19 protein-coding genes are annotated in these 23421 nt (G+C 71.1%); 11 read left to right on the plus strand and 8 right to left on the minus strand.

The window, feature by feature from the left end:
* Positions 1 to 34: 34 nt before the first annotated feature.
* Positions 35 to 565 (plus strand): SRPBCC family protein, encoded by a 531-nt coding sequence (locus ACLQ22_RS28330; protein ID WP_425694992.1) that lies wholly within the window; start codon positions 35 to 37, stop codon positions 563 to 565.
* Between the two features lie 110 nt (positions 566 to 675).
* On the opposite strand, the gene ACLQ22_RS28335 is transcribed toward ACLQ22_RS28330, so the two are convergent.
* Positions 676 to 1899: a multidrug effflux MFS transporter gene (locus ACLQ22_RS28335; protein ID WP_425695066.1), complete on the minus strand. Its 1224-nt coding sequence runs from the start codon at positions 1897 to 1899 to the stop codon at positions 676 to 678.
* A 481-nt stretch (positions 1900 to 2380) separates the two neighbouring features.
* Between ACLQ22_RS28335 and ACLQ22_RS28340 the strand changes: the two genes are divergently transcribed.
* The 4 genes from ACLQ22_RS28340 to ACLQ22_RS28355 all read left to right on the plus strand — a co-directional run bounded on the left by ACLQ22_RS28340 (position 2381) and on the right by ACLQ22_RS28355 (position 10553).
* Positions 2381 to 2761 carry an MmcQ/YjbR family DNA-binding protein gene (locus ACLQ22_RS28340; RefSeq protein ID WP_425694993.1) on the plus strand — a complete coding sequence of 127 codons (381 nt, stop codon included), beginning with the start codon at positions 2381 to 2383 and terminating at the stop codon, positions 2759 to 2761.
* Between the two features lie 276 nt (positions 2762 to 3037).
* Positions 3038 to 8500 carry a carboxyl transferase domain-containing protein gene (locus ACLQ22_RS28345; RefSeq protein WP_425694994.1) on the plus strand — a complete coding sequence of 1821 codons (5463 nt, stop codon included), beginning with the start codon at positions 3038 to 3040 and terminating at the stop codon, positions 8498 to 8500.
* A 269-nt stretch (positions 8501 to 8769) separates the two neighbouring features.
* The gene (locus ACLQ22_RS28350; protein ID WP_425694995.1) at positions 8770 to 9807 is read left to right on the plus strand and encodes a hypothetical protein; all 1038 of its coding nucleotides are present in this window, start codon (positions 8770 to 8772) and stop codon (positions 9805 to 9807) included.
* A 152-nt stretch (positions 9808 to 9959) separates the two neighbouring features.
* Positions 9960 to 10553 carry a hypothetical protein gene (locus ACLQ22_RS28355; protein WP_425694996.1) on the plus strand — a complete coding sequence of 198 codons (594 nt, stop codon included), beginning with the start codon at positions 9960 to 9962 and terminating at the stop codon, positions 10551 to 10553.
* An 82-nt stretch (positions 10554 to 10635) separates the two neighbouring features.
* On the opposite strand, the gene ACLQ22_RS28360 is transcribed toward ACLQ22_RS28355, so the two are convergent.
* From ACLQ22_RS28360 to ACLQ22_RS28375, 4 genes are all read right to left on the minus strand, one after another.
* Positions 10636 to 11946 carry a PQQ-binding-like beta-propeller repeat protein gene (locus tag ACLQ22_RS28360; RefSeq protein ID WP_425694997.1) on the minus strand — a complete coding sequence of 437 codons (1311 nt, stop codon included), beginning with the start codon at positions 11944 to 11946 and terminating at the stop codon, positions 10636 to 10638.
* Between the two features lie 239 nt (positions 11947 to 12185).
* Complete coding sequence (locus tag ACLQ22_RS28365; protein WP_425694998.1) at positions 12186 to 13595, minus strand: ABC transporter substrate-binding protein; 1410 nt, start codon at positions 13593 to 13595, stop codon at positions 12186 to 12188.
* Between the two features lie 20 nt (positions 13596 to 13615).
* Positions 13616 to 14446 carry a carbohydrate ABC transporter permease gene (locus tag ACLQ22_RS28370; protein ID WP_151454906.1) on the minus strand — a complete coding sequence of 277 codons (831 nt, stop codon included), beginning with the start codon at positions 14444 to 14446 and terminating at the stop codon, positions 13616 to 13618.
* A complete protein-coding gene (locus ACLQ22_RS28375; RefSeq protein WP_416613066.1) occupies positions 14443 to 15408 on the minus strand; it encodes a carbohydrate ABC transporter permease in 966 nt (321 codons plus the stop codon). Before ACLQ22_RS28375 ends, ACLQ22_RS28370 begins: the two co-directional genes overlap by 4 nt.
* 209 nt (positions 15409 to 15617) lie before the next feature.
* Here ACLQ22_RS28375 and ACLQ22_RS28380 point away from each other — a divergent pair, with 209 nt between their 5' ends.
* The 6 genes from ACLQ22_RS28380 to ACLQ22_RS28405 all read left to right on the plus strand — a co-directional run bounded on the left by ACLQ22_RS28380 (position 15618) and on the right by ACLQ22_RS28405 (position 21059).
* Complete coding sequence (locus ACLQ22_RS28380; protein ID WP_425694999.1) at positions 15618 to 16076, plus strand: SitI3 family protein; 459 nt, start codon at positions 15618 to 15620, stop codon at positions 16074 to 16076.
* Positions 16077 to 16226: 150 nt separating this feature from the next.
* Positions 16227 to 16466 carry an SUKH-3 domain-containing protein gene (locus ACLQ22_RS28385; RefSeq protein WP_425695000.1) on the plus strand — a complete coding sequence of 80 codons (240 nt, stop codon included), beginning with the start codon at positions 16227 to 16229 and terminating at the stop codon, positions 16464 to 16466.
* A gap of 161 nt (positions 16467 to 16627) precedes the next feature.
* Positions 16628 to 17380 (plus strand): formylglycine-generating enzyme family protein, encoded by a 753-nt coding sequence (locus ACLQ22_RS28390; protein WP_425695001.1) that lies wholly within the window; start codon positions 16628 to 16630, stop codon positions 17378 to 17380.
* A gap of 394 nt (positions 17381 to 17774) precedes the next feature.
* Complete coding sequence (locus ACLQ22_RS28395; protein ID WP_425695002.1) at positions 17775 to 18539, plus strand: DUF4352 domain-containing protein; 765 nt, start codon at positions 17775 to 17777, stop codon at positions 18537 to 18539.
* A gap of 136 nt (positions 18540 to 18675) precedes the next feature.
* Positions 18676 to 19017 carry a nucleotide pyrophosphohydrolase gene (locus tag ACLQ22_RS28400; protein ID WP_425695003.1) on the plus strand — a complete coding sequence of 114 codons (342 nt, stop codon included), beginning with the start codon at positions 18676 to 18678 and terminating at the stop codon, positions 19015 to 19017.
* A gap of 218 nt (positions 19018 to 19235) precedes the next feature.
* A complete protein-coding gene (locus ACLQ22_RS28405) occupies positions 19236 to 21059 on the plus strand; it encodes a DNA/RNA helicase domain-containing protein (protein WP_425695004.1) in 1824 nt (607 codons plus the stop codon).
* Positions 21060 to 21099: 40 nt separating this feature from the next.
* On the opposite strand, the gene ACLQ22_RS28410 is transcribed toward ACLQ22_RS28405, so the two are convergent.
* From ACLQ22_RS28410 to dmpG, 3 genes are read right to left on the minus strand one after another with little or no spacing between them, the layout of a single operon-like run.
* Positions 21100 to 21513, minus strand: coding sequence for a RidA family protein (locus ACLQ22_RS28410; protein WP_425695005.1), 414 nt, complete (start codon positions 21511 to 21513; stop codon positions 21100 to 21102).
* Complete coding sequence (locus ACLQ22_RS28415) at positions 21510 to 22283, minus strand: 2-keto-4-pentenoate hydratase (protein ID WP_425695006.1); 774 nt, start codon at positions 22281 to 22283, stop codon at positions 21510 to 21512. The genes ACLQ22_RS28410 and ACLQ22_RS28415 overlap by 4 nt, the downstream gene beginning before the upstream one ends.
* Before the next feature lie 55 nt (positions 22284 to 22338).
* A complete protein-coding gene (gene dmpG, locus ACLQ22_RS28420) occupies positions 22339 to 23409 on the minus strand; it encodes a 4-hydroxy-2-oxovalerate aldolase (RefSeq protein ID WP_425695007.1) in 1071 nt (356 codons plus the stop codon).
* Between the last annotated feature and the right edge of the window lie 12 nt (positions 23410 to 23421).

Raw genomic sequence — 23421 nt, forward strand, 5'->3', positions numbered from 1 at the left:
CCGGAAGACAGTGAAGGACACGAAGGAGGATGCCGTGCGCTACGTCGACGGCCCGGCGGTCGAGTGCGACCTGCACGTGGCAGCCGATCCCGACCGGGTTTGGGAGCTGGTCACGGACATCGAGCTGCCCCCGCGGTTCAGTCCGGAACTGCGCCGGGTGCGATGGTTGGACGGCAGCCGGGAGCCGACGCTCGGCGCCCGGTTCGAGGGGCACAACCACCATCCGGCGCTGGGCGAGTGGCGCACCATCTCGCACATCGTGCGGTTCGACGCGCCGCGGGTCTTCGGCTGGGTCGTGCTCGACCCGGACAACCGCTTCGGCGGCGGCCCCACCGACCCCGCGCGACCGGGTGCCACCTGGCAGTACCGCCTCACCGCCGAGAACGGCGGGTGCCGGCTGTCCCACTCCGTGCGGATCGGCCCCACCCGCACCGGGCTCAGCCTGGTCATCGACCAGGCCCCCGAGAACGAGGAGCAGGTCATCGCACGCCGGCTGGACGCCCTGCGCGACGCCATGACCGGCACGTTGCAGGGCATCCGGAACCTCGCCGAACAGCCGCGCTGACCACGACGGTGGCGACCGCCCCGCGGTGGCGGCCGCGCGGCGGTGGCGGCCGCGCGGCCGCCGCCGGGTCGGGCCTCGGCGCGACGCCGGGCCGGGCCCCTCACCCCCGCTCAGTGCGCGGCCAGGACCACCGCGTCCGGTTCGAGGTCGGCGAGCCGGGACGGCCGCACGACGACGAGCAGGACCGCCGTCGCCGCCAGCATGCCTCCCGCGACGACGACGGACATGGCGACCGCGCCGGTGCCCAGGACGCCCACCAGGGGCGCGGCCAGGGCACCGACGCCGAACTGCACGGCGCCGAGCAGGGCGGAGGCCGTGCCGGCCGCCTCCCCGTGGCGGGACAGGGCCAGGGCCGGCGCGTTGGGCATTGCGAGGCCCGCCGCCGCGAGCACCAGCCACAACGACACCAGCAGGCTCGGCAGCCCGCCGAGCCCGGTCACGGCGAAGGCCAGCAGTGCCAGTCCGGCCACGCTCCCCGCGGCCAGGGCGACGACGAGGATCCGCTGCGGCGAGTGGCGGCGCAGCAGCCGCACGTTGAACTGGGTCGCCGCGATCAGGCCGACCGCGCCCGCTCCGAAGGCCAACCCGAACTCCTGCTCGTCCAGGCCGTACTGCTCCTGGAAGACGAACGACGACCCGGCGACGTACGCGAACAACGCCGCCATGGCCAGTCCGGCGACCAGGACCAGGCCCACGAACGTACGGTCGCGCAGCAGCGAGCCGTACACGCCCACCGTCGCGACCACCCCGCCGCGCCGGCGCCGTTCGGCGGGCAGCGTCTCGCGGAGGCCGAGCGCGGCGACCACCACGAGCAGCACACCGAAGGCGGCCAGCGCCACGAACACGCCGCGCCAGTCCGTCCAGCGCAGCAGCCCGCCGCCGAGGGTCGGCGCGAGGATCGGCGCCGCCCCCATGACCAGCAGCAGCCGGGAGAGCAGCTTCGCGAAGGCCGCGCCGTCGAACAAATCACGGACCACGGCCATCGCGACCACCGAGGCCGCGGCGACGCCGAGGCCCTGCACCACCCGCAACGCGCCGAGAATCTCGATGCTCGGCGCGACGACGCAGAGCAACGACGCCACAACGTGCAGCGCGATGCCCGCGATCAGCGGCGCGCGCCGGCCGACGGCGTCGGACAGCGGGCCGATCAGCAACTGGCCGAGGGCGAGGCCCGCCAGCGTGCCGGTGAGGGTCAGCTGGACCGCCGCCGACGTGGTCCGGAAGTCGTCGACGATCGCGGGAAGCGCGGGCAGGTACATGTCGATGGTCAGCGGACCCACCGCGATCAGCGACCCGAGGACGAGGACGAGCCGCAGGCGTTGCCGGGGGCTCATCAGGTCACCGGGCGTCAGCGGGGCTGCCGGCCCCTGCGGGGCGTCGACGGCGGCCGTCATCGGCTCGCCTCCGACCGGTCGGTACGCAGCCGGGCTGGGAAGAGTGCAGGAGTCACATCTGGCTCCAAATCCGGATCCGGTGATCTCATTCCCGCTCGGCGGGGAGGTAACGGAGTTCACAGTCGGGCGGCGGCGGTCGGACGGCGACCGGAGCCGCTGCGCGCAGCCGGTTCCCGCCGGTCGGGCCCGCGCGCCAGCACCATGCTCTCATCCGCGGCGGAGGACCCGCCGCAACCTGACCCCGCGCGCCCTGGTCTCCGGGAAGACAGGTCCGTTCGTGCGACCGGCGGGCCGGCCGCCCGGCCTGCCTGCGGCGACCTTCGTGATCGCCGGCGTCACCACGCTCGGTGCCGCGGCGGTCGCGCGCCGCGCAGCGGCTAGTCTGCCCGGGTGCGGGAGACGATGTTGCGGAGCAACCCCGATGGCTGACGCCGACGACGTCCGTCACGTGGCGCTGGCGCTGCCCCACGTGGTCGAGATCGACAGCGAGGGCTTCGACTTCCGGGTCGCCGACAAGGGGTTCGTCTGGTCCTATCCCGAGCGCAGACCCGGCACGTCGCGTCTGATCCGGACCGACGTCGCGGTGCTGTACGTCGGCGACGAGGCGGAGAAGCAGGCGTTGCTCCTCGGCGAGCCCGAGGTCTTCTTCACCACGCCCGCGTACGAGGGGCTGCCCCTGGTCATGCTGCGGCTGGCGAAGGTGGACGTCGACCGCCTGACGGAACTCGTCACCGACGCGTGGCGCATGCGTGTTCCGGATTCGCTCGTCGGCGACCCCGACGGCGGCCCCGGTCCCCGCTGAGGCACCCGTCGCGACACCTGTCGACACGAACCCGTCAGTAACATATGCGCGCCCCGGGCGCACCACCCTCCCACGAAGTGGACGGCCGCAACACATGCCGGGAAACGATCACGGCTGCGGACGGAGTTTTGGCTGTTCACGGCCATAGTCCCGCCCGTCCGCCGAACGGATCCGGACCCCTGACCTTTTGATCCACAGGCGGAAGGGTGGACACTGCCGAAGGTGCCGCCGCGTTGCGGCGCCCCGCATCATTTGTCTAAAAGGAGGGCTCGATCGGTGTTCAGTCGTGTCGCCATCGTCAACCGTGGTGAGGCCGCCATGCGGCTCATCCACGCCGTACGGGACATCGCCGCGGAGACCGGGACACGGATCGAGACCGTCGCCCTGCACACCGACGTCGACCGTACGGCCACCTTCGTCCGCGAGGCGGACCTGTCCTACGACCTCGGTCCCGCGTCCGCGCGCCCGTACCTCGACCTGAAGGTGCTGGAGCGCGCACTGGTGGAGACCGGGGCCGACGCCGCGTGGGTCGGCTGGGGCTTCGTCGCCGAGGACCCGGCGTTCGCGGAGCTGTGCGAGAGGGTCGGCGTCACCTTCGTCGGACCGAGCCCGGACGCCATGCGCAAGCTCGGCGACAAGATCGGCGCGAAGCTCATCGCCGAGGAGGTCGGCGTGCCCGTCGCGCCGTGGAGCCGCGGCGCGGTCGAGACCCTGGACGCCGCCCTGGCGGCGGCGGCCGAGATCGGCTACCCGCTGATGCTCAAGGCGACCGCGGGTGGCGGCGGACGCGGCATCCGCGTGATCACCAACGAGGCGGAGCTGGCCGACGCCTACGAGCGCACCAGCCAGGAGGCCGCGCGGGCGTTCGGCAGCGGCGTCGTGTTCCTGGAACGCCTGGTCACCGGCGCCCGGCACGTCGAGGTCCAGGTGATCGCCGACGGCCAGGGCACCGCGTGGGCGCTCGGGGTCCGCGACTGCTCCGTGCAGCGGCGCAACCAGAAGGTCATCGAGGAGTCGGCGTCGCCGGTGCTCGGTCCTGAGCAGACCGCCGAGCTCAAGGCGTCGGCCGAACGGCTCGCCGTCGCGGTCGGCTACCGCGGCGCGGCGACCGTCGAGTTCCTCTACCACCCCGGCGACCGGCTGTTCGCGTTCCTGGAGGTCAACACCCGCCTGCAGGTCGAGCACCCGATCACCGAGTCCACCACCGGGTTCGACCTGGTCCGGGCGCAGCTGCACGTGGCCTCGGGCGGGCGGCTCGAGGGCGAGCCGCCGGTGGAGCGCGGGCACGCCATCGAGGCCCGGCTGAACGCCGAGGACCCCGACCGCGACTTCGCGCCCTCCCCCGGCCGCATCGCGCGGCTGGACCTGCCGGCCGGGCCCGGCATCCGCGTGGACACCGGCGTCAGCGAGGGCGACACCATCCCCGCCGACTTCGACTCCATGATCGCGAAGATCATCGCGTACGGCCGCGACCGCGACGAGGCGCTCGGCCGGCTGCGCCGCGCGATGGCGCAGACCACGGTGATCATCGAGGGCGGCGCGACGAACAAGAGCTTCGTGCTCGACCTGCTCGACCAGCCCGAGGTGATCGACGCCAGCGCGGACACCGGCTGGATCGACCGCGTCCGGGGCGAGGGCAGGCTCGTCACGCACCGGCACTCCGCCGTCGCGCTGGCGGCCGCCGCCATCGAGGCGTACGAGGAGGAGGAACGCGTCGAGCGGCAGCGGCTGCTGTCGACGGCGTTCGGCGGACGCCCGCAGGTGCAGCACGAGAGCGGCCGGCCGCTGGACCTCAAGCTGCGCGGCGTCGGCTACCGCGTGCGCGTCGCGCGGGTCGGCGCGCACCGGTTCCGCGTCGGCGTCGAAGCGGGCGGCGCAGTGCGCACCGCCGACGTCGAGCTGGAGCGCTTCGACCGGCACACCGGGCAGATCGTCGTCAACGGCACCCGGTACCGCCTGCTCATCGGCACGCACGGGCCGATCCACCTGGTCGAGGTGGACGGCGTGGCGCACCGGGTCACCCGCGACGAGGGCGGTGTCCTGCGTTCGCCCATGCCCGCGCTGGTCGTCGCCACGCCGCTCAAGGTCGGCGCCGAGGTCGAGGCGGGCGCGCCGGTGCTGGTGCTGGAGAGCATGAAGATGGAGACGGTGCTGCGGGCGCCGTTCAAGGCGCGGCTGAAGGAATGCGTCGTGTCCGTCGGCACCCAGGTGGAGACCGGCGCGCCGCTGCTGCGGCTGGAGCCGCTCGCCGACGACGCCGAGGCCGGGGAGGCCGCGGCGACCGAGTCCGTCGAGCTGGACCTGCCCGCCGCGCCCGCGAGCATCCCGGCGCGGGAACGCGCCACGCGCGGTCAGGAGGACCTGCGCAGCCTGTTGCTCGGCTTCGACGTCGACCCGCACGACGAGCGCCGGCTGCTCGACGACTACCTCGCCGCCCGCCGGGCGGCCACCGAGGACGGCCACCGGCCGCTGGCCGAGGAACTCGGCCTCATCGACGTGTTCGCCGACCTCACCGAGCTCAGCCGCAACCGGCCGACGGGCGAGGACGGCGGCGGCGCCGGCCACGTGCCGAGCGCCCGCGAGTACTTCCACACCTACCTGCAGTACCTCGACGTCGACCGGGCCGGGCTGCCGGAGGCCTTCCAGGCCAAGCTCGCCAAGGCGCTCGCGCACTACGGCGTCACCGAGCTGGAGCGCTCCCCCGCGCTCGAAGCCGCCGTGTTCCGGATCTTCCTCGCCCTGCAACGCGCCTCCGCCGACGCCACGGTCGTCGCGACGCTGCTGCGCGCCTGGCTGCGGGAGCCGCCGCCGGACGAGTCGCTGCGCGAGCCCGCCGGTCTCGCGCTGGAGCGGCTGGTGGCCGCGACGCAGGTCCGCTTCCCCGTGGTCTGCGACCTCGCGCGCGGCGTGGTGTTCGCCTGGTTCGCCCAGCCGCTGCTGCGCCGCAACCGCGCCCGCGTCTACGCCGACGTACGCCGGCACCTGCGCCACCTGGACGCGCACCCGGACGCGCCGGACCGCGCCGAGCGCATCGCCGAGATGGTGCGCTCCACCGAGCCGCTGGTGCGGCTGCTCGGTCAGCGGCTCGTGCGCGACGACCTCGACAACGCGGTCATGCTGGAGGTGCTGACCCGGCGGTACTACGGCAACAAGGACCTCACCGGCGTACGCACCAGCGAGGGCGAGGGCTGCACGTTCGTCGTCGCCGAGCGGACGGGCTCGTGCGTGGTCTCCGCCGCCGTGGGCTTCGACGCGCTGGGCAGCGCACTGCGTGGCCTCGCGGAGCTGGCCGGCGGCCACGACGCGATCGACGTCGACATCTACCTGGCCTGGGAGAACCAGCCGGCGGACTTCGACGCGATGGCGGCCGCGCTGCACGAGGTCGTCAGCGCGCACCCGCTGCCGAACCAGGTCCGCAGGCTCACCACCACCGTCGCGGGTCGCAGCGGCGCGGTGATGCACCACCACTTCACGTTCCGCCCGTCGACCCTCGGGATGGTCGAGGAGCGGCTGATCCGCGGGCTGCACCCGTACATCGCGCAGCGGATGCAGATGGAGCGGCTGAGCAAGTTCGACCTCACCCGGCTGCCGTCGTCGGACGAGGAGGTCTACCTCTTCCAGTGCGTGGCGCGGGAGAACCCGTCGGACGACCGCCTCGTCGCGTTCGCGCAGGTGCGCGACCTGACCGAGCTGCGCGAGCACGACGGCAGGCTGGTGGCACTGCCCACGGCCGAGGACGTGCTCGCCACCTGTCTCGACTCGATCCGCCGCGCCCAGTCGCGGCGGCCGTCGAGGAAGCGCTTCAGCACCAACCGGATCGTGGTCTACGTCTGGCCGCCGAGCGACCTCACCCGCGCGGAGCTGGAGATGATCGCCCGGCGGGTGCTGCCCACGACCGCGGGCGCCGGGCTGGAGGAGATCCTGTTCATCGCCCGGCAGCGCGACCGCAGGACCGGCGAGCTGACCAAGATCGCCGTACGCGTCTCGTTCGACGCCACCGGCGGCACCGCGCTGACCGTCGGCGAGCCGTCGGACGAGCCGGTCGAGCCGCTCGACGACTACCGGCAGAAGGTGCTGCGTGCGAGCAGCCGCAACGCGGTCTACCCGTACGAGCTGACCGGCCTGCTCGGCACGTTCGTCGAGCACGACCTCGACGAGAACCACGCGCTGGTGCCGGTCGACCGGCCGAAGGGGCGCAACAGCGCGGCGATCGTGGCGGGCGTGGTGACCACGCCGACCCGGCGGCACCCACAGGGCGTCACCCGGGTCGTGCTGCTCGGCGACCCGACGAAGGCGCTCGGCGCGCTGTCGGAGCCGGAGTGCCGCCGCGTGATCGCCGCGCTGGACCTGGCCGAGCGGATGCAGGTGCCGCTGGAGTGGTACGCGTTGTCCGCGGGCGCCCGGATCTCCATGCAGTCGGGCACGGAGAACATGGACTGGGTGGCCGCGGCGCTCAAGCGGATCGTCGAGTTCACCCAGGACGGCGGCGAGATCAACATCGTGGTCGCGGGCATCACCGTCGGCGCGCAGCCGTACTGGAACGCCGAGGCGACGATGCTGATGCACACCAAGGGCATCCTGGTGATGACGCCCGACTCGGCGATGGTGCTCACCGGCAAGCAGTCGCTCGACTTCTCCGGCGGGGTCTCGGCCGAGGACAACTTCGGCATCGGCGGCTACGACCGGGTGATGGGCCCGAACGGGCAGGCGCAGTACTGGGCGCCGAACCTGGCCGCCGCGCGGGACGTGCTGATGGCGCACTACCAGCACACGTACGTCGCACCCGGCGAGCAGGGGCCGCGGCGGGCGCGGACGACCGACCCCGTCGACCGCGACATCTCCGACTTCCCGCACGTCGTGACGGGCAGCGACTTCACCACCGTCGGCGAGATCTTCTCCGCCGAGGCCAACCCGGACCGCAAGAAGCCGTTCGACATCCGGACGGTGATGCGGGCGCTCTCCGACCAGGACCACCCGGTGCTGGAACGGTGGGCGGGCATGGCCGACGCGGAGACCGTGGCGGTGCAGGACGTACACCTGGGTGGCATGCCGGTGTGCCTGATCGGCATCGAGTCACGGTCGGTGCCGCGGCGCGGTTTCCCGCCCACCGACGGTCCGGACACCTACACCGCGGGCACGTTGTTCCCGCGGTCGTCGAAGAAGGCCGCGCGGGCGATCAACGCGGCCAGCGGCAACCGGCCGCTGGTGGTGCTGGCGAACCTGTCGGGCTTCGACGGCTCGCCCGAGTCGATGCGCAACCTCCAGCTGGAGTACGGCGCCGAGATCGGCCGCGCGATCGTGAACTTCCGCGGGCCCATCGTGTTCTGCGTGATCTCGCGGTACCACGGGGGCGCGTTCGTGGTGTTCTCGAAGGCGCTGAACCCGAACATGACCGTGCTCGCGCTGGAAGGCTCGTTCGCCTCGGTGCTCGGCGGCGCCCCCGCCGCCGCCGTGGTGTTCTCCGGCGACGTCAACGCCCGTACCGCGGCCGACCTGCGCGTGCGGGAGCTGGAGGCCCGCGTCGCGGCCGCCTCCGGCACCGACCGCGCGGCGCTGACCGCGGAGCTCGACGAGCTGCGCTCGACGGTGCGCGTGGAGAAGCTGGGCGAGGTGGCCGCCGAGTTCGACCGGGTGCACAACATCCAGCGGGCGGTCGAGGTCGGCTCCGTCGACGCCGTCATCCGCGCGGCGGAACTGCGACCGCGCATCATCGAGGCCATCGAGGCCCACGTGCGCTGACGGAGGCGCGCCACGGCGAGGACCTCGCCGTGGCGCGTCGCGCCGGCCCGCTCGTCCACCGGGCGCCCGTACCGGTGCGGACGCGTTCCGCGTCCGTGCCGGTGCGGGCGCCCGCTGCGTCGCAGGCCTCGCCGACGGCGGGCTGCGGTACGGCCGGTCCTCAGGAGCCCTCCCGCGCCCGGCCCGGCCTCCGGATATCGAGAAAATATGGCCGTCGACGGGACCCTGCGGCAGATCGATCCGTTCTCGCGGTAAGGCTGCTGAAACCCATGGTCGAGCTCGACGTCGTGGACCGCCTGCTCGGAGCACCGCCGGATCTGCCGACCTGGCGGGTCGCCGACATGGCCAACCGCAAGGGAATTCTGGCCACCTGGCTCTCGTCCGCCGTGGCCCGGGGTCTCGAGCTCAACGAGGCGGAGGGCGCGTACCTGCGCCGCTGGGAGCGGCGCGTCGAGACCCTCCACGCGACCGGCGCCGAGCTGGCCGGCCGCTACGGTGCGACGGTCCTCAAGGGCCCGTGCATCGCCCGACGCTATCCCGGTGGCCTGCTGCGGCAGTCGGGAGACGTCGACCTGTTCGCCCCGAACCAGGATGTCCTGTGGTCCTGCGTACGGGATCTGGTCGACCGCTGCGGGGCCGTACCCCAGGCGGTCAGCATCCTGGAAGGGCCCGACGAGGTGCACGTCGGCGTGGCGATGAAGTGGCCCGCGGCCGAGGCGCACCTGGACAAGCCGATGGGCGCCGACGTCACCACCTTCACCTTTGCCGGCGACCTTCGTGGGGTCCCGGTGCGGGTCGCGCCGGTGGAACAGGACGACCTGTGCGGGCTCTTCGCCGTGGCCGAGGAGCGCTTCCAGCGCAAGTACCGGATCAAGGACCTGCTGGATCTGCTGGTGCTGGCCGAGGCGCTGGAGCAACGGCTGGGCGACGGCCTGACCGAGGTGGTCTGCGAGCACGCCGCGCGCCTGGCGCTCGCACCCGAGCTGCGTCAGCTCATCGTCCGCACGGACGAGTGGGTGAGCGTGTCCGAGCGGTGGCGCCGCACCGCCGAGGCGCTGCGGCCGCTGGCGCGCCGGGAAAAGGACATGCGCCGCCCGGGCCGGGCGGGCGTACACAGGCTGAGCTTCGGATTTCCGCTCGACGAGCGGCCCGGCGCCGGCTCGCGGGTGGACATCCACCGTAGGGCCGGCAGCAGCCTGGTGACGACGCCGGTCGGCACCTGCCTGCTGACAGAACGGCTGGTCGTGAACGAGGACGAACTGACGGACGCCCTCGACCACGCCCGGTCTCTGACCACCACCAGTTGAGAGGAGGTGTACGGATGCGTCACATCATCCTGGGTTCGTTCCGCGTCAAGCCGCGGCCGTCGGCCGCCGCCAAGTAGTACGCGTTTCGCCGTGGTCCCCGGCCCGGGTGGGCCGGGGACCACGCGCCACGGCATCTGGCACGATCGGAGCCCATGCATCCCTTCGCGCACTTCCTCCTCCCCGGCTTCCAGCAGGTGGCCGCGGACACCTGGGCCAACGACGAGCGGATCGTGATCCAGGCGTCCTTCTTCAACCTGGTTCCCGACCTGCCCGCCCCGCTGACGGACCCGCCCGCGCTGCGCGGGGGGATGGCGAAGATGGCCGCCGCCCAGGGCGGTGCGCTGATCGAGGCCGACGTCATGCCGGTCGGCGGCCAGCCGGCACTTCGCCAGCTCATCAAGGTCAAGCTGCCCAACCAGGCCCACGGCCAGGCGTTCCTGGGCAGCTACATCGTGCCGAAGGCCGCGTGCAGCGCGGTGCTGCGGGTGCAGGCCGCCGAGAGCGCGGGGTTCGGCCAGCGGGAGGCGGTGGTCATGGGCCAGGTCGGCCCCGCGAACTACTTCAGGCCCCACCCGTACGGGTCCGAGGGCGAGGGCGGCCTGCCGTCGCACGTCGCCGACGACCCGGCGTACGACGCCGGGTTCCCGCAGCACCCGCTGACCCGGGTACGCCAGGTGATGGCCCAGCTCGCACAGCAGGTCCAGGTGCACCCCGGCTACGCGGCGCTGCCGCCGTTCGCCGGCTGACTCCGGGCGCGCGGCGGTCCGGCCGTGCGCGCGGGCCGGTGGTGGACACGGCCGTCGCCCGCGACCGGTCCGGCGGGCCGGTTCAGAAGGCGTACAGGTCCAGGGCGATCCCGTCCGGTCCTCCGGAGTGGCTGACCGCGACCCAGTCGTCCCCGGCCCCGGCGAGCCAACCGGGGTACCGGCCGAGTTGGCGACCGGTCGACACGTCGTAAACGAGCACGACCGGTCGCTCACCTGCCGCGCCGCTGACCGCCACGAGGCGTTTCGTCACGCTCGACCGCCAGCTCGCCGAGGTGCCGGACAAACCCGGATCCGGCGCGGTCCACCGCATCGCGCCCGTGGCCATGTCGAGCAGGGCCAGCTCGCCCTCGTCGGCGGTGCGCCGCACCAGCACCGACCGGTCGTCCCCGTCGATCGGCACGCCGGAGGTGACGCCCTCCCACTGCTTCCTGCCGGTCCGCAGGTCGACCGCCTGGGGCCGGCCGGCGGCGGTGACCGCGACGAGCCGGGTGCCGGCCCCGATCAGGGACAGCCCACTGTGGTCGTGCGCCAGTCGCTTGGCACACTCTCCGTCCTCGCGACGCCCGCTGAAGACCTCGCCGGACCAGCCTCCGGCGCCGGTGGCCGCGGCGACGGTGGCGATGCTGACCGTGCACCGCCGGTCGCCCCGGGGCGGATCGTTGTCGGTGGTCACCAGCAGGCCGTCGGCGACAAAGCCGTACCAGGCCCGGCTCGGCAGGCGTCCGGCGCCGACCTTGCCGGTGGTGGGTGCGACGGTCGTGTAGGTACGCCCGTTCAGCCGCGCCGCCACGTACCGCTGGGTCGGCGCGGCATACGGCGCGCGGACGCCGAGCGCCTCGTCGCTCACCCGGGCGAACCGGTCGGCGGGCAGTTTCCACAATTGGCGACCGTCGCGGACGTCCCGGGCGATGACGACACACTTCGCGGACTGTCCGGTGCCGACGCACTCCCGGTCGTACACGACCTGTTGCTGGACGACGACGTCCTGGGTGTCCTCCGCCCGCCAGCGGGTGGCGCCGGTGGCGGCGTCGAGCACCTCCAGCGGCCCGCCATTGCTGGCGCTGACGACGATCACACTGCCGGCGACCGCGTACTGGTAGCTCACCGGGAACGGGTGACGCCAGCGGTCCTGCCCCGTGGAGCGGTCCACCGCCCGCAGTTCCCGTCCGTCCGGCACGACGATGACCTGGCCGAGCTGCGTCAACGGCTGGTCGAGCCGGTCGGCCGTCACCGACCAGGTCGGCTCCGGGCCCTCCTGCTCCGCTCCGGTCTCGCTGCCGCGCAGGCTCTCCTGGGTCACCTCGACCCGCGGCGCCGGCCGCTCCGGCGGCTCCGCCCGTGGCCCGGTGCAGGCGGTAAGCCCGAGAATCACACTCAGGGCTGCCCCTGCCAGGCTCCAACGGGGTGGGCGGTACGACGGCGACAACGGTCTCTCCCTCGATCGGCGGCACGGCCCACCTTACGAACCGCCCGCACCCCACGCCGTACGCGATGCGCCGACGCTCGCGCGGAGGTCCTCCCGCCGACTCCGCCGGTGTTCGGCGGCCGGCAGCGGAGAAGGGCCGGTTCTGGCGGAACCGGCCCTTCTCGGCGATTAGCTTGGTGCGGTGGTCAGCTGACCGACTTGTTGTAGCTGTCGATGGCGCCCTGCACGCTCGCTGCGGCGTCCTTCATGGCCTGCTCGGCGGGCTTGCTGCCGACGATCGCCGCCTCGAGGCCGTCCTCGGACGCCTTGCGGGCCTGCGGCATCACGCCCAGCAGGCAGCCGGCCGACGCGACCGACGGCGGCAGCGCGTGCAGCTGGTCGACGGCGGTGCGGAACTGGGGGAACTTCGCCATCCAGTCCTTGTCGATCTGCTCGTCGAGCGCCTTGGCGTTGATCGGCACGTACCCCGTGCTGGTGTGCCACTTGGCCTGCTCGACCGGGCCGGAGGCGAACTTCACGAACTCCCAGGCGGCCCGCTTCTCCTTGTCGCTGTGGTTGACGCCGTTGATCCACAGCGAGGCGCCACCGATGATCGGTCCGCCCGTGGAGGAGGCGCTCACCTTCGGGTACGGGGCGGTGAGCACGGTGAACTTGCCCTTCGCGGCGTCGACGTAGCCGCGCAGCACGCTGGTGGACTCCAGGTGCATGGCGACCGTGCCCGACTTGAACGCGGCCTGGGCGTCGTCGGTCTTGCGGCCGGTGTTCGTCGCGTAGCCGCCCTTCACCAGGTCCGTCCACCACTGCGCGACCCGCACGGCCGTCTCCTGGTCGAACTGCACCTTGGTGGCCAGGCCGCTGCGCCCGTTGCCCTTGTCGCAGTACTCCTTGCCGTCGGTGGCGAGCAGCTGCTCCACCAGCCAGCCGTAGATGGCGGCGTTGAAGCCGTACTGGACGGTCTTGCCGCTGGCGTCCTTGACCGTGAGCTTCTTCGCCAGCTCGCCGATCTCGGTGAGGTCCTTCGGCGGCTTCGTCGGGTCGAGGCCGGCCCGCTCGAACGCCTCCTTGTTGATGTAGAGCAGGGGCGTCGAGGAGTTGAACGGCATCGACCAGAGCTTGCCGTCGACCGAGTAGTAGCTGGCGATGTTCGGCTCGATGTCGCCGGCGTTGAAGCCGTCCTTCTCGATGAACTTGTGCATCGGCACGACCTGCTTCGAGTCGACCATGAAGCGGCTGCCAATGTCGTAGATCTGCACCAGGGCCGGCGTGCTCTTCTGCTGCACCGACGCCTTGTACTTCGCGATCGTCTCGTCGTAGCTTCCCTGGAAGACCGCCTTGACCTCGACCTTGCCCCCGCTCTGGGCGTTGAAGTCCGCCACGAGCTTGTCGACGGCGGTGGCGTTGGCCCCCTTCATCGCGTGCCAGAACTCGATCGTGGTCTTGTCCGTGGCCTTCTCCAGCACCTCGGCGCCGGGCGCGTCGAGCGCGCCGCTGCCGCCGTCGGAGCCGGACCCGGAGTCGCCGCAGGCCGTGAGCGCGGCGGCGGCCACGACGGCGACGAACGCCGCCGCCGTACGGCGGAGCCGAGGTCTTCTCATTGGTTCTCCTTCTCGATGGTTCAACGCAGCGCCCCGGCGGTCAGCCCGCGGACGATGTAGCGCTGGCCGAAGATCACGACGGCCAGCGTGGGTAGCAGCGACAACGCGACGCCGGCGAGGACGAGACCCGGTTGCGCCGCCTCGGCGTCGTTGAGCTGGGAGATGCCGATCTGCAGCGTCTGGAACTCGGTGTCGCGGATCAGGATCAGCGGCCAGAAGTACTGGTTCCACGCCGACAGGAAGACGTAGACCCCGACCGCCGCGATGGAGGGCTTGGACAGCGGCACGATGACCCGCCACAGCAGCCGCCAGTGGCCGCACCCGTCGATCACCGCGGCGTCGCGCAGCTCGGTCGGGAACTGCAGGAACGCCTGCCGCAGCAGGAACGTGCCGAACGCCGAGGCGAGGAAGGGCAGCACCAGACCGAGGTACGTCAGCCCGCCGCGCGTCAGGCCCCAGTCGGAGATGGCTAGGTAGTTGGGGATGATGATCGCTTCCCACGGCACCATGAGGGTGGCGAGGAAGAGGCTGAACGTCGCCGCCTTCGCCGGCAGGCGCAGGAACGCGAAGGCGTACGCGGCGAAGATGCTGGTGACGACCTGCGCCACGGTGATGATCCCGGCCTGCACGGCGGAGTTCGCGTAGAAGCGGCCGAGCGGCACCGACCGGAACACGTCGGTGATGTTCTGCCAGTGCAGCGCGCTCGGCACCAGCGCGGGCGGATAGGTCGCCAGGTCGCCGGGGCCCATCACGGCGCCGACGAACCCGTAGTAGACCGGGAACAGCACGGGGATCGCGGCCAGGCCAAGTACGACGTAGACGGCGACCCGGCCGAGGTTGAGCTTTTTCATCGGTAGTGGACCCGCCGTTCGAGGACGCCGAATTGGACGGCCGTGCAGCCGAGCATGATGACCAGCAGCACGACGGCCTGCGCGCTGGCCGCGCCGAAGTCGGAGGAGCCGAAGGCGAACGCCTTCTCGTAGATCGAGTAGACCAGCGTGGTGGTGGCCTGGTCCGGCCCGCCCTTGGTCAGGATGTGGATCTGGCCGAAGCTCTGCAGGGCGTGGATCGTGGACACCACGACGAGGAAGAACAACTGCGGGGAGAGCAGCGGCACGGTGATCCGCGACGCCAGCCGCCAGCCGGTCGCGCCGTCCAGCCGCGCCGCCTCGACCACCTCCGGCGAGATCGCCGAGACCCCGGCGGAGAGCACGAGGATGTTGTAGCCGAAGTTCATCCACACCGTCGCGGCGCAGACGGCGGGCAGCGCGATCGACGGGTCGGTGAGCCAGTTGACCCGGTCGAAGCCGAGGGAGCCGAGCAGGCCGTTCGCCACCCCGATCGCCGGGTTGTAGATGACGGCGAAGATGACCGAGGCGGTCGCCACCGAGAACGCGAACGGCAGCGCGAACGCGGTGCGCAGCGCCCGTACGCCGCGGATGCGCGCCTCCAGCAGCAGCACCACGAACAGCGCGCCCAGCACGGCCGGCACCACCGAGAAGAGCGTGAACAGCGCCGTCGTGGCCAGCACCTTGCCGAACTCGCCGGACAGCATGTCCCGGTAGTGCGCCGCGCCGACGTACTCCGACGCGGCGCCGAAGATGTCGTTGCCGTGCACCGACAGGTACAGCGTCCGCCCGAGCGGCCAGAACACGAACAGGGCGAAGACCCCCACCGAGGGCAGCAGCATCAGCCACGCGAGACCGGACTCGCTGAAGCGTGCGCGCCGCACCTGTCGGGCGGTGGAGGGCGTGGATTCGGAGGTCAGGGAGCGGTCGCCCGGTGGCGCGCCGACGGTGGAAGGGGGAGGCACCGCAGCACCCTACCAACGGCATCGAGGGATCGACATCATTTCAAGACCCGGGTCCGAGGCCTCCTGTGTGCAGGGCGATCGCCGTGGCCCGCGCCGTACACATGCAGTCACGTCGCTGTTCCTTGCGGTGGCTGGCCGGGGCGCGTGTTGCTAGGTTTCGGCTTCGGGTACCGCACCGTCGTCGGCGGAACTGAGGAGGGCGGCAACCTTTGGCCATCGAGTATCAGCTGACCCTGGCGGGCAATGTCCCGATCGAGCGGGTAGCCAACCTCGCCGCGCCCGAAGCCACCGAGCAGCCGACCGAACCCGGTCGTCCGCGACTGTTCCGCGCCGACCTCGACGAGCGGCACGGATACGCGGTCGCCGTCTACTCGGGCAGCAACGGCTACTACGACGCGGAGGACGACGACGGATCCCAGTGGGAATGGGAGCCCTACCAGTACGTCAACATCAGTTTCCGCATGCGCAAGAACCAGCCGTCAGAGGCGGGGGTTCGGAACATGGTGACGGCCGTGGCACGAGTTCTCGCCGGCCGGAGCGAGGACGCGGCGCTGATGCTCGACGGGAACTGGCTGCTACTGACGCGGGCCGGAGGGATTCTCCGCAAGCACAGGCCATCGTGGTGGGAGCACTACGACGTAGCCGACATCCTGACCGAACGAGCGTAGACAGTGCCGCTACGACCTCGACCGTGACGGCGACGGCGTCGGCTGCGACGACTGAACGCAGGTCAGCCCCAAGCGTCGACAGCGGCGGTCCAGCGCGCAGCAGCAGATCGCAGAGGACCCGATGGCGTACGTGCCGTCTCTCCCGCGATCGTGAGCAGTCGCCGGGGCCCCGGCGAGCAGGTCTGGATCAACAGCATCTTCGCCGTCGACGAGCGGGGGCGGGTCTTCGCGTTGGACCAGGCCGGCGAGTGGTTTCTCGGCGAGGACATCGACGCCGCGCTGACACCCTGCTGCTCGGCCGGGCGCCGACCCGCGTACGCGACGACGGCACCTGGTGAGCGGGCCGCAGCCGACAGGTGCCACAGCGGCGGGCCGGGTCGGTACCAATAGCCGGGCACGTCGTCGATCCTGCTCGCGCTCTTGCGCACCGCTGAGGAATTGCAGGCTGGGCCGCACCGTGTTGCGAAACGTGCTGGGCTGGGCTAGATCGTCTCGCCTGACTGCTTGGCACCGACCCGGGCACAAAGTCTCGACTGCTAGCGTTCGGCGCCATGTGGACCGAGGAGATCGTGGCCGGGCGTCGGGCCCTGCGGCACACCGCGTCCGGCGTGGTCTTCCGGGAGGTGCCGGGCGGGACCTTCCGGATGGGTCTGTCCGACGCGGAACTGGAGGCCGTACGCGCCGTCGAGCGTAGTGGAGGAGTCGAGGACACCCTCGAACCCTTCTTCGCCGGCGCCGGGGACGCCCAGCCCGTACGCGAGGTGCGGGTCGAACCGTTCCTGATCGCCCGGCACCCACTGACGGTCGCGCAGGTTCAGCACTGGCTGCCCGACTACGAAGACGGCTACGCCGACGAGGACTCCGGCACGGCCCGGCTCGAGGACGACCTGGACGACCTGCTCGACGCCCTGCCGTTCCGGCTGCCCAGCGAGGCCGAGTGGGAGTACGCGGCCCGCGCCGGCACCACCACGCTGACGTTCCGCGGCGACGGCAAACCCGGCGAGGATCTGCTCCTCGACGACTTCGGCGACGAGGAGAGAACCGCCGCCGGGGAGAACGCCTTCGGCCTGGCGGCGATGGGCTCGGCTGGTGAGATCTGCGCCGACGTGTGGATCCCCGGTTTCGCGGACGCGCCGGCGGACGTCCGGCCGCGCACCGGCGACGGACCCCGGACCGTACGCGGCGGCGCCGCCGACCTCTACCCGTGGCAGGGCTGCGACGAGTGGCTGCTGCTTCTCTCTGCCACCCGGTACGAGCACTCCCAGTTCACCGCGGTCCGCCCGGTCGCACCACTGCCACGGTAGGCCGACTCCTGGCTGGTTGACCGGAGGGGTGCTCGCGTACCGCCACGGCAACAGGCTGAGGTAGGCGCGAGAGGGGCAGGTCGTCTGGTTGACGAGGAGCGCGAACAAGGAGCAACCAGTCTGATCAGACGCGGGGCCACGTACGGTCGTTCCTCACCACTTGGGCGGCAGCGTGCCGCATTCGTCGCGACGGTCCTCCCCCTAACAGAGAACGAGTTCCCCTATTCGGTAGCCGCCCGCCCACCGCGACCGGTCACCAGTGGGCCGGTCAGCCACTTTGGGCCCACGACGTTGTCGTCGACCTGACAGTGATCGAGTTCGCCATGGCATCCTCAGTACCGTTCACAGGACTTGCGCGGTGGGTGCCGCGCGGACTACCTGTGGGGACAGAAGCATGACCGATCCTGGCCAGCCGAGCCAGAACCAGCCGTACGCAGGCCCGCCCGACAACGGCGGCCTGCCCTACGGCCCGCCAACTGCGGCGTATCCCGCCGCACCCGTTCCACGAAAGCGGCCGGCCTGGCTGATTCCCACGCTGATCGGTTTCGGCGCCATGGTTGCGCTGTGCTGCGGCGTCGGCATGGTTGGCGCGATCCTCGGCGATCCCGAGCCGGCAGGCGTGTCGTCGAGCGCAGGGCCGAGCAACGCAGCGGATTCAGCCCCGGCCAACTCGTCGCCCGCACCGTCGGCCGCCGCGACCCCGCCGGCCGCCGCCCCGGTCAAGCCGAGTTCGTCGAAGCCAACCGGCCCGAAGGTGTACCGCGTTGGTGACAAGGTCCGCGGCGGTGACTTCGAGTTCACCGTCAACAGCGTCAAGTGCGGTATCTCGCAGGTAGGCGACTCGTTCCTCAACCGCAAGGCGCAGGGCGTGTTCTGCAGGGTCAACATCTCCGTCAAGAACGTCACCAAGTCGGCTCACCTGTTCCACGCCGACGGCACCGTGACCGCTCAGGACGCAGCCGGTCGCGAGTACGATGCCGACGGCACGGCTGGGATGTACGGCAACAACGATGCCAGCGGTTTCCTCGACGAGATCAACCCTGGCAATTCCGTTCGCGCCAACGTCTTCTTCGACGTCCCCAAGGGTACGAAGTTGAAGACGATCACCTTGGATGCGGGACTCTTCACGTTCGCCGAGGACGCGGTCGTCAACCTGTGACAGAACGGTCGGGCTCGGTGGTTCGCGGGCCTGACCGTTCCACGGTCGTCCTCGCGGCCGACCAGACCAGCCCCCGTAGGCACGGCCTGACCTCTTGTGCAGGACGGGTCACGATTCGCGTGAGAAGATCGCGCGAATGGATCCCTTGACGGCACGCCTACGCGCGTTCGCGGACGAGCGCGACTGGCAACAGTTCCACACACCCAAGAACCTGGCCATGGCGCTAGCCGGCGAGGTGGGTGAACTGCTTGCCGAGTTTCAGTGGCTCACGCCCGAACAGGCCGCCGAGGTGATGTCCGACCCGGAGGCCGGCGCCCGGGTCAAGGCCGAGATCGGCGACGTCATGGTCTATCTGACGCGACTCGCCGACGTGCTCGGCATCGACCTCGCCGAAGCCGCCATGACCAAACTCGACGAGGTGGCGGTCCGCTATCCGGTGGATCGGGTGAAGGGCTCAGCCGCGAAGCCGCGGTCCTGATCGTGGCGCTGAGTTGATCTCTTCGCTACAGTCCCCCTCATACAGGCGCGTAACGACGGGCTTCCGGCTGTGGTCGGACACGCCCCCCATGCGCACGATCAATTCGTGCTGCCCGGGGGCAAGTGTTGTCAGCATTCCGTACCTCCGCCAATGGTCTGCTCCGGCTGGCTACCAACGGCACTCTGGCCGACCGGATCGCGGAACACCTCCGTCACAACGTGAGCGCGAGTGAACGCCGGTCCTGGTCCCGCAGCCTCCTGGTGCTCGGGCAGGACCTCGCCGATGCCGGGCTGGGGCAGGTCGAGGTTCTGGTCGAGTACCAGCTTCCCCTGACCAGCAAGCGGGTCGACGTGGTGCTGGCCGGCGTGGACCCGAGGACCGCCGAGGACTCCTACGTGGTCGTGGAACTGAAGCAGTGGTCCCAGGCCGAGTCGTACGAGGGCTCTGACCGGCTCGTCCTGGTGGAACACGCCCGGGGTCCGCGGCTGCACCCCGGCGTGCAGGTCGGAGACTACTGCGAGTACCTCACGGACTTCCTCGGTGTCCTCGCCGACCGGCGCAGTCCGGTGCGTGGTGCCGCGTACCTGCACAACGCCGTCGACCGGGACGTCAACGACCTGTTCGCGCGACGTCCCACCGAGCAGAGCCGGATCTTCACCAAGCAGCGACGCGGCCAGTTCCTCGACTACCTCCGCACGCACCTGGCACCCGCGCCGGGCGCGCCCGCCGCGGACCGCTTCCTTACCAGCTCCGTCCGGCCCAGCAAGCACCTTTTGTCGTACGCGGCTCAGGAACTGAAGGAACGCTCGCACTTCACGCTGTTGGACGAACAGCGCCTGGCGTACGAGCTGGTTCTGCACTCGGTGGAGCGGGCCCGGTCGGCGGACCGCAAGTCGGTCGTGGTCGTGGCGGGCGGGCCGGGCAGCGGCAAGAGTGTGATCGCCCTGTCGGTGCTCGGCGAACTGGCCCGGCAGAACCGGGCGGTGATGCACGCTACCGGCTCGCGGTCGTTCACCCAGACTCTGCGCCGGTACGCCGGCAAGGGCTCCACCCGCATCAAGAGCCTGTTCGCCTACTTCAACAGCTTCATGACGGCGGAACGCAACGGGTTCGACGTGCTGATCTGCGACGAGGCGCACCGGATCCGGGAGACCTCGGTCAACAGGTTCACGCCGAAGGCCAAGCGGGAGAAGGCCCGCCCGCAGATAGACGAGCTGATCGCCGCCGCGCGGGTGCCGGTGTTCCTGCTCGACGAGCACCAGGTGGTCAAGCCCGGCGAGCTCGGCAGCGTCGACGTCATCTCCCGCTACGCCGAGAAACTCGGCCTGGAGGTCGAGGTGGTGTCGCTGCACGACCAGTTCCGTTGCGGCGGCAGCGAGGCGTACGAACAATGGGTCCTCGACCTACTCGGTCTCGACGACGGCGAGCCGGCGGTCTGGACGGGCGACGGCCGCTTCGACTTGCAACTCGCCGACTCACCGGCGCAATTGGAGTCGTTTCTCGCCACGAAGCAGGCGGCCGGCGAGACGGCACGGATGTCGGCGGGGTACTGCTGGCCGTGGAGCGAACCGCGCCCGGATGACACCCTGGTTCCTGACGTACAGGTCGGCGACTGGTCCCGGCCCTGGAACGTCAGGAGCGACCGCAGCGTCGGCGACGCGCCGGGCAGCGCGTTCTGGGCCACCGACCCCAACGGATTCGGCCAGGTGGGCTGCGTCTACACCGCTCAGGGCTTCGAGTACGAGTGGTCGGGGGTCATCATCGGCCCGGATCTGGTCGCCCGCGACGGCCGGCTGGTCACCCGGCGCTCCGAGTCGAAGGATCCGGCGTTCCGCAGCCGTAAGGCGCTCAGCGACGCCGAAGCGGACCGTCTGATCCGTAACACATACAAGGTGCTGATGACGCGGGGCATGCGCGGCACGTTGCTCTACTCGACCGACCCGGAGACGCGGGAATGGCTGGCCTCGCTGGTCCGCGTGGAGCGCGGTCTGGAGACGGTCTACGAAGGCTCGTCGTCCTCAAGGAGCCTCGGCTCATCTTGAGGCCCGCCAGCGGCACCGGAAGCCCCTGCTCACCGGCAGGTCAGGGTAGTACGGCCACGGCCTGAATCTCGATGAGCAGGTGCGGGTGGGGTAGTTGGTGCACGGCGACGGTGGTGCGGGTGGGTCCGGTGGCGTCGAAGTATTCGGCCCAGACCTGGTTGTAGCCGCCGAAGTCGTTCATGTTGACGAGGTAGGTGGTGACCTGGACGAGGTCGGTCAGGTCGGCGCCGACGGATCGCAGCAGGTCGGCGATGTTGTCGATGACGGCGCGGGTTTGTGCGCGGATGTCGAGGTTGGTGGTGCCGTACTCGTCGACCTGCACGCCGGCGAAGGTGTTGTCGGGCCGTCGTGACGAGGTGCCGGAGACGAAGACGAAGCCGCCGGCGACCTTGACGTGCGGGAAGGCGCCGCGGGGGACGGCCTTGCCCGCGACGACGCGTGCCAGCCCGCTCATGCCGACGCCCGCAGCGAGGCGGTGCCGAGGTTCTCGACCACGGCGCGGACGTGGGTGCCGGGTTTCAGGGGGACGGCGGCGGTGGCGGCGCCGGCGAGGAAGACCCAGCCTTCGCGTAGGCGTACGCCGTGGCGGCCGGCGAGGCGGATGCCTTCGTCGAGGGCGCGGCGGGGGTCGCCGAGGATCGCGGCGGTCGAGCCGACCTGCGTGACGCGTCCGTCGATCTCCAGCAACACACCCAGGTTGTCGAGCCCGTCCGGCACCGGCGACCACGGGCCGATGACGAACGCGGCGGCGGAGGTGTTGTCCGCGATCACATCGGGCAGGGAGAACGTGAAGTTCGCGTAGCGGGAGTCGATGACCTCGATCGCGGGGGCGACCGCCCGGACGGCGTCGGTGAAGTCGCCGACGGGTTCGCCGGGTTCGGGTAGGCGGTCGAGCAGGAACGCCACCTCCGGCTCCACGCGGGGGTGGATGAAGGCACTGACGTCGAGGGTGCCGCCTTCGGGGACGCGCATGGTGTCGGTGAGGCGGCCCCAGATGACCTCGTCCACGCCGACCTGCGCCATCTTCGCCTTGCTGGTCAGGCCCATCTTCAACCCCACCAGGCGCTCGCCCCGGTCGAGGCGACGCTGGATCAACGCGGTCTGCACCGCGTACGCGGCATCCACGTCCAGGCCCGTCTCGGCGGCCAACTGCGGGATGGCGGTGGCGGTGTCCGCCGCCACGCCGAGGCGCTCGGCGATACCGACAGTGTCCGGCCCGATCATGGCGTCTCCTCTGTTCGCGACTGCACGGCTCGCACGCCCGGCTCACTGCTCGCGCTCACGATGCCGCACCGTTCTGTGCGCGACCGTCGGCGAGGTCCAGTGCCACGTCCACGATCATGTCCTCCTGCCCGCCGACCATGCGGCGGCGACCCAACTCGACCAGGATCGAGCGCACGTCCACGCCGTACTTGTCCGAGGCCCGCTCCGCATGCCGCAGGAAACTGGAATACACCCCCGCGTAGCCGAGGGAGAGGGTTTCCCGGTCGACCTGCACCGGCCGGTCCTGCAACGGCCGCACGATGTCGTCGGCGGCGTCCATCAGGGCGAACACGTCACACCCGTGCTGCCAGCCGTGCAGCTCCGCGACGGCCACGAACACCTCCAGCGGCGCGTTTCCCGCGCCGGCGCCCTGCCCAGCCAGGGAGGCGTCCACCCGCACCGTGCGCCCCGACGGCGAGCCGAGCGGGCCGTCGCCGAGGATGCGGCCGTGCTCGACCGCGACCACGCTGTTGGCGACGCCGAGGGACAGGTTGTGATGCGCGTGGATACCGATCTGCGTGGTCGGCTCCAGCACCTGCCGATAGGCGTCGACCCGCTGCGCGACATCGGACATGAGTAGTCGGCCGCCGGAGTCGGTGACGTAGACGCAGTGCGCCCCGTACGACTCCATCAACTTCGCCTGAGCGGCCAGGCCGGCGGGGTCGTTCATGTGCGACATCATCAGGAAGCCGGAGACGTCCATGCCGTTCTCCCGCGCCCACGCGATGTGCTGCGCGGAGATGTCCGCCTCCGTGCAGTGGGTGGCGATGCGCACACTCGTCACGCCGAGGGCCTTCGCCGCCTTCAGATCCGCGATCGTGCCGATCCCCGGCAGCAACAACGTCGTCAGCTTCGCCGACGTCATCACCTCGGCCGCCGCCGAAATCCACTCGGCGTCACTGGCCGCACCATGACCGTAGTTCACACTCGAACCAGCAAGCCCGTCACCGTGCGCGACCTCGATCGCGGCCACCCCGGCCGCATCCAACGCCGCCGCGATCGTGCGAACCTGCTCCACCGTGTAGCGGTGGGCGACGGCGTGCATGCCGTCGCGCAACGTCACGTCCTGGATGTACAGATCAGTCACCCGGTCACCTCC

This window comes from Micromonospora sp. DT178 (assembly GCF_049841695.1).
GTDB lineage: Bacteria > Actinomycetota > Actinomycetes > Mycobacteriales > Micromonosporaceae > Micromonospora.